Genomic DNA, 9,107 nt, shown 5'->3' with positions numbered 1-9,107 from the left:
GGCCAAGGCCAAGGCTGAGGCCAAGAACGCCGCCATGAGCGCCGAGAAGCAGGCCAAGCGCAAGAGCAAGGCGCAGCTGCGCAAGCCGCCCGAGGGTGCGGTGGTGTGGACCGAGCAGACCTTCGACAAGCTCGTCGACGGCGACGCCGACCGGCTGCAGTCGCGGATGAAGGTCGACAACGCGATGCTCATCAACGTCCTCGCCCGCGAGGAGGACGCCTTCCCCGTGCTGCGCCGACTGCTGATGGACAACCACGAGGACCGGCGCAGCCAGCTCCGGCTGGCGCGTCGCGCGCTGCGGCTGCTGCGCAGCCTCGTGCACTCGGGCACGGTGACGCGCCTGGAGGAGCCCGACGAGCACGGGCGCCGCTACGTGCTGACCGTCGACCTGCCGCTCGACTTCGCGCTCAACCAGCCGCTCGCGCACTTCGCGCTGGCGGCGCTCGACGTGCTCGACCCCGAGGCGGAGACCTACACCCTCGACATCGTCTCGGTGATCGAGGCCGTGCTGGAGGCGCCGCGGCAGATCCTCTTCGGCCAGCAGCGCCAGGCCCGCGGCGAGGCGATCGCCGAGATGAAGGCCGACGGCCTGGAGTACGACGAGCGGATGCTGCTGCTCGACGCGATCACCTGGCCGCAGCCGCTGGCCGAGCTGCTCGAGGCGACGTACGAGATCTATCGCCAGCGTCACCCGTGGCTGCGCGAGGACGCGCTCGGGCCGAAGACGATCGTGCGCGAGATGTATGAGCAGGGGATGAGCTTCACCGACTTCGTCAGCCGCTATGAGCTGGCCAGGTCGGAGGGGCTGGTGCTGCGCTACCTCACCGACGCCTACCGCACCCTGCGCCAGACCGTGCCCGAGGCGCACAAGACCCCCGAGCTCGACGACCTGGTCGACTGGCTCGGCGAGACCGTGCGTCAGACCGACTCGTCGCTGCTCGACGAGTGGGAGGCGCTCTCGGACCCCGAGCACGTCGCGCGGACCGTGGCCGAGGGCGCGCCGCCGCCGATGAACCGGCCGATCTCGGCGCAGGAGCGGCCCTTCCGCACGATGATCCGCAACGCGATGATGCGCCGCGTCGAGCTGGTCGCGCGCGACGACCTCGACGGGCTGATGAAGCTCGAGCGAGCTGCCGCCGACCGCACGGACCCGCCCTTGGAGGTGCTGGTCACGCGGTCGGTGTGGGACCAGGCGATCGAGGAGTACTACGCCGAGCACGACACGGTCGACATGGGTCCGGACGCGCGCGGCCCGGAGCTGTTGTCGATCACGCCGTCGGAGGTTGACCCCGAGTCGCCCGGCCGCAGGTGGGACGTGCAGCAGACGATCCACGACCCGGAGGGCCACCACGACTGGGTGATCGAGGCCGTGGTCGACCTCGACGCCTCCGACGAGCTCGGTGAGCTGGTGCTCACCACGACCGCGATGCGGTGCCTGGGGGACTAGGTCGACTGCTGGGGCGTTTGCAGCCGGGACGTCATGCGGATCGTGGAGGCGACACCTCGCGACGCATGACGTCGCGAGACGGCAGCAGAGCCTCGGCGGTCAGGGGAGGGGACAGAGCCCGTCGGGGCAGGAGTCGAGCCACGCTCGGCCTGTGCGCAGCGAGCCGATCTGCTTGAGCCCGGTGTAGCCGTCGGCGCCGTCGCCGTCGTCGAACCACAGCAGCGCGTAGGTCGGGCGCACCCCGAGCGCGATCGCCGAACGGGCGATGACGGTGGGGTCCCAGTCGCCGTCCGTGCTGCCGTGCGGGCCGACCTCGGTGATCGCGGTGCGCGGGCGGTTGGCCGCAAGCTCGGCGAGACCGGTCAGGTCGAGGGGGTCGGCCTGGCCGGAGCCGTCGCCGACCGGGTCGTAGGAGTCGATGCCCACCAGGTCGACGTCGTCCGGGACCAGCGAGAGCGGGTCGGCGATGCCGTCATAGCTGACCACGTTGGCCGACCAGCCCCACACGATGTTGTGGACACCGGCATCCACCGCGCGCTCCTGCATCGCGGCCCACAGTGCGCGGTAGTCCTCCGGATCGGGGTGACCCCACCAGAACCAGTCGCCGTTGGCCTCGTGGAAGGGGCGGAACAGCACGGCGGCCGGCTGGAACAGCCCGTCGTCGCCGGACTGGAGCCGCTCGAGCAGCGCGAGCTTGGCGTCGTAGTCGGCCCAGAAGGCCACGGCCTGAGGCGTCCCCGGCTCGAGCAGGGCCGCCAGGTCGGTCCACCTCCGGTCGCGGGCGTCGAGTCCGCTGTCGGGGTTGGGCGTGTGCCACGAGGCCGTGAGGACGACGCCGTCGGCCGCCAGCTCGAGCAGTCGCTGGAGTGGCGGGTCGTAGAAGCCGAACTGCTCGCCCTGCTCGAGCTCCTGGAGGTCGAAGCCGACCAGCGCCACCTGGCGCCCGCCCAGCTGCCGCAACGGCGCCTGATAGGCATCGTTGGAGAGGTTGAGCTGCTGCCCCACGCCCATCAGCCCGTCGCGCTGCCACGTGTCGAGCGTCTGGGCGAGGCAGCGGGCCTCGGGCGTGGCGTCCTCGTCGACCAGCGGGACGTCGGGCGTGCAGTCGGGGGTGGGCGTGAGGGGCGTCGACGGTGCGGGGACGGTCGCCTCGGGCGTGGGGGACGGCGTCGGGGTGCTGGTCGTGCTCGAGGTCGGGCCCGAGGAGGCGGAGGGCCGGGCGTCGCCGTCGGTGTCCGTCATGAGCACGACGCCACCGCCGGCGAGGACCCCGAGGACGAGGACGAGGGCACCGACCTCCAGGACCCGAGCTGCTCGTCGACGCACCCTGCCAGTGTCTCACCCACACCCTCGTTTGCCCCCCGAACAGGACCGGACCTAGAGTCCGCGGCGAGTCGCCGCAATGTCGTCGTGTCGACATTGTGTGATGGGGGAGCACGACCCCCGGACCGGACCTAGGAGTGGCACATGAGCGACAACCAGATGTTCCCCGGATTCGGCGGGAGCTCCGCCCCCGCGATGCCGCCGAGGTCGCCGATCCCTTCCCCACCGCTCGGAGATGACGTGTCTGACCTTCCCCTCAACGACCCCCTGCCGTTCGAGAAGCCGATCCGCCGCGAGGAGGCCCCCAAGGAGGAGCCGCACCGTGGCGGCGTGCCCGAGGTGGCGGCCAGCAACGAGGCACCCTCCGTCGTGCGCGAGAGCGCTGCTCCCACCGATTCTCCCCTCGTGATGGGCCCGACCGGGCGCCCGATGCCGCACCTGCCCGAGCCGTCGGTGCTCACCAGCCACGGCAACGCCCGCGTGATCTCGATGTGCAACCAGAAGGGCGGGGTCGGCAAGACCACGACCACGATCAACCTGGGGGCGGCGCTCGCGGAGTACGGCCGCAAGGTCCTGCTCGTCGACTTCGACCCGCAGGGCTCGCTGTCGGTCGGCCTGGGCCTCAACCCGCACGAGATGGACCTGACGATCTACAACCTCCTGATGGAGCGCGACGTCAAGGTCGAGGACGTCGTCGTGCCGTCCGGGGTGCCCGGCATGGACCTGCTGCCCTCCAACATCGACCTGTCGGCCGCCGAGGTGCAGCTGGTGCACGAGGTGGCGCGCGAGCAGACCCTCCAGCGGGTGCTGGCGCCCGCCCTCGAGACCTACGACGTGATCCTCATCGACTGCCAGCCCTCCCTGGGGCTGCTGACCGTCAACGCGCTCACCGCCTCCCACGGCGTGATCGTGCCGCTCGAGTGTGAGTACTTCGCGCTGCGCGGCGTGGCGCTGCTCAAGACCACGATCGACAAGGTCCGCGAGCGCCTCAACCCGCGCCTCGAGATCGACGGCGTCCTCGGCACGATGTTCGACGGCCGCACGCTGCACTCGCGCGAGGTCATGGACCGGCTGGTCCAGGCATGGGGCGACAAGGTCTTCCACACCGTGATCCGTCGCACCGTGAAGTTCTCCGACTCGACCGTGGCCGGCGAGCCGATCACGACCTACGCCTCGTCGTCCGCCGGTGCCGACTCCTACCGCCAGCTCTCCAAGGAGGTGGCGGCCCGGTGTCTCGACGTGTGAGCATGCCCGCGGCCGACGACCTCTTCCGGCCCACCGCAGCCGTCCGTGCCGTCCCCGACGCTCCCGAGCCGGCCGAGACGAGCCAGGAGGCGGCCGCGCCGGCCAAGCCGTCGGGTCGGATCCGGCACGACGAGAAGATGACCGTCTACGTCACCTCCGACGAGCTGCTCCAGATCGAGCACGCCCGGCTCGCGCTGCGTGCCGGTCATGGCCTGGCCGTCGACCGCGGCCGCCTCGTGCGCGAGGCGGTGGCGCTGGTCCTGGCCGACTTCGACACCCATGGCGCCGACAGCGTGCTGGTGCGGCGGTTGACCGACGGATGACGGGCGGATGACCAGCCTCGCCACCCCGGGCGAGACCGGTGAGACTCCGGGCTTCGAGCTGCGCCTCGACAACTTCGAGGGGCCCTTCGACCTCCTGCTGAGCCTGATCTCCAAGCACAAGCTCGACGTCACCGAGGTCGCGCTGGCCAAGGTGACCGAGGAGTTCATCACCTTCGTCAAGATCGGCGGCCCGGTCTGGGACCTCGAGCAGACGACGTCGTTCCTGCTGGTCGCCTCGACCCTGCTCGACCTCAAGGCCGCCCGGCTGCTGCCGCAGGGCGACGTCGAGGACGAGGAGGACCTGGCGCTGCTCGAGGCGCGTGACCTGCTCTTCGCCCGCCTCATGCAGTACAAGGCGTTCAAGCAGGTGGCGGGCTTCCTCGAGGTCCGCCTGGCCGAGGAGTCGCGGCGCTACCCGCGTGCGGTCGGTCTCGAGGACCGCTTCGCGACGCTGCTGCCCGAGGTGCTGATCGGCATCGGGCTCGACCAGTTCGCCCAGCTCGCCGCCAAGGCGCTGGAGCCCAAGCCGGTGCTCGAGGTCTCCCTCCAGCACATCCACGCGGCCAAGGTCAGCGTGCGTGAGCAGGGCGCGATCGTGATGGAGCGGCTGCGCCGCTCCGGCACCCTCACCTTCCGCTCGTTGTGTGGCGACTCGCCCGACCGGCTCACCACCGTGGCCCGCTTCCTGTCCCTGCTGGAGCTCTTCCGCGAGGGCGCCGTCGCCTTCGAGCAGGTCACCGCGCTGGGCGAGCTGACCATCCGCTGGACCGGCGGCGAGGACGACGAGATCGAGATCACCGACGAGTTCGACGGAGCGCCGCCCGAGGAGGGCGCCCCCGTCGACGAGGAGACACCATGACCGACATGCCCACCGACGGCGAGCAGCTCGACGTACCCCTGGCGGAGCTGCGGCCCTCCCTCGAGGCGGTGCTGATGATCTCCGACCAGGCTCTCGACGACGCCAGCCTGGCCTCGGCGGTGGGTTACCCGGTCGACGAGGTGACCGCGGCGCTCGCGGCACTGGCCGCGGAGTACACCGAGCAGGGGCGCGGCTTCGAGCTGCGCAACGTCGGAGGTGGGTGGCGGTTCTACTCGAGGGACGCCTACGCCGCCGTGGTGGAGGCGTTCGTGCTCGAGGGCCAGCAGGCGCGGCTCACCAACGCGGCGCTGGAGACCCTCGCGGTCGTGGCCTACAAGCAGCCGGTCTCGCGCGCCCGGGTGTCCGCGATCCGTGGCGTCAACGTCGACGGCGTCATGCGCACCCTGATCTCGCGCGGGCTGGTCGAGGAGGCCGGGCAGGACGGCGAGACCGGAGCCAACCTGTTCCGCACCTCCACCTACTTCCTCGAGCGGATCGGCGTCACCTCCCTCCAGGACCTGCCGGAGCTCGCGCCCTACCTGCCCGACCTCGACGACCTCGAGGACGAGCTCGCCGAGATGGCTGCCTCCGAGATGCCGCACGAGAGCGCGGCAGGCTCCGCCGGCGAGGCGGCAGCCGCGTCGGGGGCCGGTGACGCCGCCGTCGAGGCCGCTGCACCCGCCGACTCGGCGGTGCCGGAGGATGAGCCCGTGACCGAGGACCAGCCATGACCCGTGAGATCGCCACCGACGAGGACGGCCTGATCCGCCTGCAGAAGCTGCTCGCGCAGTCGGGCGTCGCGTCGCGCCGCAAGTGCGAGGAGCTGATGCTCGACGGCGAGGTCGTCGTCGACGGCGAGACGATCACCCGCCTCGGCACCAAGGTCGACCCCCGCACCGCGGTGATCCGGGTCAGCGGCAAGCGGCTCCCGCCGGTCTCCGAGCTCGTCTACCTGGTGCTCAACAAGCCCCGTGGCGTCGTCTCGACCATGTCGGACCCCGAGGGGCGCCGCACGATCAGCGACGTCGTCGCGCACCGGTCCGAGCGGCTCTTCCACGTCGGTCGCCTCGACACCGACACCTCCGGCCTGCTGCTGCTCACCAACGACGGCGACTTCGCGCAGCGCATGGCCCACCCGTCCTACGAGGTCGACAAGACCTACGTCGCCGAGGTCGACGCCGAGGTCACCAAGGCGACCGTTGCCGAGCTCCTCGAGGGCGTCACGCTCGACGACGGCCCCGTGACCGTGACCGCGGCCAGGATCATCAGCGTCTCCGGGCGAGGTCGCGGCGCCAAGTCGATCGTCGAGCTGGTCATCCACGAGGGCCGCAACCGGATCGTGCGACGGCTGCTCGAGCAGCTCGGCCACCCCGTGCGCCGGCTGACCCGCACCGCGATCGGACCGGTCCAGCTCGCCCAGCTGCCCAGCGGCGGCCTGCGCGACCTGACCAACGACGAGCTCGGCGAGCTGCTCGACAACGCCCAGCTCTGACGGGGTGTGTCCCTGCTCGGTTTACACCGGCTCCCCTAGACCGCCACCGTCCACGGGGCGCTGGCTGTTGGTTGCCATCCGCTTCCCGACTGCGCTGCTCTGGCGCTGAGCCGGACACGGTTTGCCGCACTGCCCGACGGGTACCGCTCGGCAACCCATTCGATCGAAGGAGCGGACGTGACGGACGACGCGCAGGTTGCCAAGGAACTGGTCGAGACGCTGAAGGACGGTGAGCGAGGCTTCGCCAGCGCCGCCGAGAAGCTGAGGGACAGCGACCGTGCGACGTGGGCGGAGACGCTGCAACGCTTCGCCGAGCAGCGCGCCGGCTTCTGCCGCGAGATCGTCGAGCTGGGTCACGAGTACGGCGACGATGTCGACGCGAGCGGATCGGTCGCCGCGGCCCTGCACCGCGGGTGGATCTCGCTGAAGGACGCCGTGAGCGGCGACGACGCCGGCGCTGTCCTCTCGGCCGCCGCGACGGGCGAGGACCACGCGGTCTCGGAGTACGAGAAGGGGCTCGAGAGCGACCTCAGCCCCGGCTTCCGCGAGGTCGTGAGCCGGCAGCACGTCGCGGTCCTCGCCGCCCGCGACGAGATCAAGGCCCTGCAGAGCGCCGACTGACCTGAGGGGCGCGAGGCGGTCATGGCCTCTCGCCGAGCGGCCGCCGCGCCGTCAGCGGCTGATCCAGAGGCACTCTCCCGTAGCCGGACGTACTCATTGTTCGATCTTCGCCTTGCTCCAGCGTGACTGCATGGGCTCAGACTCAGATGAGTACGTCCGGCTACGGAGCACCGACTCACGGCATCAGCGTGCGCTGTGGTCAGGCATGAGCGGGTTCGACCGAACCATCGCCGTGGTGAGCCGCCCGCCTGACGGCGCCGCGCCCGGCGTCCCCGGCCCGGGCACTAGCCTTGCTCGCGACCAGGGAGGGCCCGAGGACGGCCCGACGACGCGGGACGAGGAGCAGACGTGGCAGTGCGAGCGGTGCGGGGAGCGACCCAGCTCGACGAGGACGTGCGCGAGCAGATGCTCGAGCGGGTGGCCGAGATGGTCACGGACGTGATGACCTCCAACGGCCTCGAGGTCGACGACTTCATCTCGGTGATCTTCACCGCCACCAGCGACCTGGTCTCCGAGTTCCCCGCCTACGCCGCCCGCGGGCTGGGCTTCGGCGAGGTGCCGCTGATCTGTGCGCGCGAGCTCGAGATCGAGGGCTCGATGCCCCGCGTGGTGCGGATGATGGCCCACGTCGAGACCGACCTGCCCCGCGCGGACATCACCCACGTCTACCTCCACGGCGCGGCCGCGCTGCGCTCCGACCTCACCCGGGTCAGGTCCGTCCCTGATGCCTGAGGGCAGGGGGCCGCTCGTCGGACCGGTCGAGGTCGTCGGCGTCGGCCTGATCGGCACCTCGATCGGCCTGGCCTGCCGCCGCGTGGGCCTCGAGGTCCTGCTGACCGATCCCTCCGACGACCACCTGCGCACCGCCTCGGGCCTGGGCGCGGGCCGCGTCAGGACCGACGACGACCGGCCGCAGCTCGTCGTGGTCGCCGTGCCCCCCGACCACCTGGGCCAGCAGATCGCCCGGGCCCTCGACTCCGGTGCCTTCGTCACCGACGTCGGCAGCGTCAAGGCCGGCCCGCTGGCGGCGGTCGCCGCTCACCCCGCCCTCCCGCACTACGTCGGCGGGCACCCGATGGCGGGCAGCGAGCGCTCCGGCCCCCTCGCCGCCAGCGCGTCGCTCTTCGACGGCCGCCCCTGGGCGGTCACCGCCCACGGCACCGCGGATCCTCGCGCCGTGGACCTGGTCGAGGCCCTGGCGGCGCTCTGCGGCGCCGTGCCCGTGCGTCTGACGCCCGACGAGCACGACCGGGCCGTCGCGCGCACCTCGCACCTGCCTCACCTGATGGCCTCCCTCGCTGCCGGAGCCCTCGCGGACGCCCCGAGCGACCACCTGGCCCTGTCGGGGCAGGGCGTGCGCGACGTCACCCGCGTGGCAGCGGGCGACCCGCGTCTCTACGGCCAGATCGTGTCGGCCAACGCCACCGCGGTCGCGGCCCTCCTCCGCGGGGTGCGCGAGAGGTTGGACACGCTCATCGAGGCGTTGGGTGCGGGGGACCGGACCGGTCTCGAGGCCGTCCTGAGCCAGGGGGTGGCCGGCACGCAGGCGATCCCGGGCAAGCACGGCGGCCCGGCGCGCCCCAGCGGCAGGGTCTTCGTCGCGGTGCCCGACCACCCGGGCGAGCTCGCGCGGCTCTTCGCCGACGCCGGCGCCAGCGAGGTCAACATCGAGGACGTCCGCATCGACCACGACCCCGGCCGACCCGTCGGCCTGGTCGAGCTGGTCGTCGACGTGGACCGGATCGACCACCTGCTCGCCTCTCTCGAATCCCGGGGTTGGGTGACTCACCGGTAAGG

10 protein-coding genes are annotated in these 9,107 nt (G+C 71.6%); 9 read left to right on the top strand and 1 reads right to left on the bottom strand.

The annotated features are described in order from the left end of the window. Positions 1–1,447, top strand: a 1,447-nt coding sequence (locus AAG827_RS08170) for a DUF3516 domain-containing protein (RefSeq protein ID WP_341925410.1), incomplete at its 5' end; no start/stop codon positions are given. A gap of 99 nt (positions 1,448–1,546) precedes the next feature. Here the strand turns inward: AAG827_RS08170 and AAG827_RS08165 are convergent. Continuing rightward, complete coding sequence (locus AAG827_RS08165) at positions 1,547–2,773, bottom strand: glycosyl hydrolase (protein ID WP_341925408.1); 1,227 nt, start codon at positions 2,771–2,773, stop codon at positions 1,547–1,549. A gap of 405 nt (positions 2,774–3,178) precedes the next feature. On the opposite strand from AAG827_RS08165, the gene AAG827_RS08160 reads away from it, so the two are divergent. The 8 genes from AAG827_RS08160 (at position 3,179) to AAG827_RS08125 (ending at position 9,105) form a co-directional block, all read left to right on the top strand. Further along, complete coding sequence (locus tag AAG827_RS08160; protein WP_341925416.1) at positions 3,179–4,015, top strand: ParA family protein; 837 nt, start codon at positions 3,179–3,181, stop codon at positions 4,013–4,015. Continuing rightward, positions 4,000–4,338, top strand: coding sequence for a hypothetical protein (locus tag AAG827_RS08155; protein WP_341925406.1), 339 nt, complete (start codon positions 4,000–4,002; stop codon positions 4,336–4,338). Before AAG827_RS08160 ends, AAG827_RS08155 begins: the two co-directional genes overlap by 16 nt. A gap of 7 nt (positions 4,339–4,345) precedes the next feature. Further along, entirely contained in the window at positions 4,346–5,197 is an 852-nt protein-coding gene (locus AAG827_RS08150) for a segregation/condensation protein A (protein WP_341925404.1), read from the top strand. A 5-nt stretch (positions 5,198–5,202) separates the two neighbouring features. Then, positions 5,203–5,928: an SMC-Scp complex subunit ScpB gene (gene scpB / locus AAG827_RS08145; RefSeq protein ID WP_341925414.1), complete on the top strand. Its 726-nt coding sequence runs from the start codon at positions 5,203–5,205 to the stop codon at positions 5,926–5,928. Then, on the top strand, positions 5,925–6,689 hold the full coding sequence (locus AAG827_RS08140; protein WP_341925402.1) for a pseudouridine synthase: 765 nt from the start codon (positions 5,925–5,927) through the stop codon (positions 6,687–6,689). The genes scpB and AAG827_RS08140 overlap by 4 nt, the downstream gene beginning before the upstream one ends. A 177-nt stretch (positions 6,690–6,866) precedes the next feature. After that, a complete protein-coding gene (locus AAG827_RS08135) occupies positions 6,867–7,310 on the top strand; it encodes a PA2169 family four-helix-bundle protein (protein ID WP_341925401.1) in 444 nt (147 codons plus the stop codon). A gap of 348 nt (positions 7,311–7,658) precedes the next feature. After that, the gene (aroH, locus tag AAG827_RS08130) at positions 7,659–8,042 is read left to right on the top strand and encodes a chorismate mutase (protein ID WP_341925400.1); all 384 of its coding nucleotides are present in this window, start codon (positions 7,659–7,661) and stop codon (positions 8,040–8,042) included. Next, a complete protein-coding gene (locus tag AAG827_RS08125; RefSeq protein ID WP_341925397.1) occupies positions 8,035–9,105 on the top strand; it encodes a prephenate dehydrogenase in 1,071 nt (356 codons plus the stop codon). Before aroH ends, AAG827_RS08125 begins: the two co-directional genes overlap by 8 nt. The last annotated feature ends 2 nt before the right edge of the window (positions 9,106–9,107 follow it).

The organism is Nocardioides psychrotolerans (assembly GCF_943371775.1).
Lineage (GTDB): Bacteria > Actinomycetota > Actinomycetes > Propionibacteriales > Nocardioidaceae > Nocardioides > Nocardioides psychrotolerans_A.
Note: the sequence above shows the minus strand (reverse complement) of the source record. Positions and strands in the feature narration are given on the sequence as shown.

Coding starts and splice junctions, on each gene's coding strand:
- AAG827_RS08160 (WP_341925416.1), top strand. CDS start 3,179: ATGGGCCCGACCGGGCGCCCGATGCCGCACCTGCCCGAGCCGTCGGTG.
- AAG827_RS08150 (WP_341925404.1), top strand. CDS start 4,346: ATGACCAGCCTCGCCACCCCGGGCGAGACCGGTGAGACTCCGGGCTTC.
- scpB (WP_341925414.1), top strand. CDS start 5,203: ATGCCCACCGACGGCGAGCAGCTCGACGTACCCCTGGCGGAGCTGCGG.
- AAG827_RS08140 (WP_341925402.1), top strand. CDS start 5,925: ATGACCCGTGAGATCGCCACCGACGAGGACGGCCTGATCCGCCTGCAG.
- AAG827_RS08125 (WP_341925397.1), top strand. CDS start 8,035: ATGCCTGAGGGCAGGGGGCCGCTCGTCGGACCGGTCGAGGTCGTCGGC.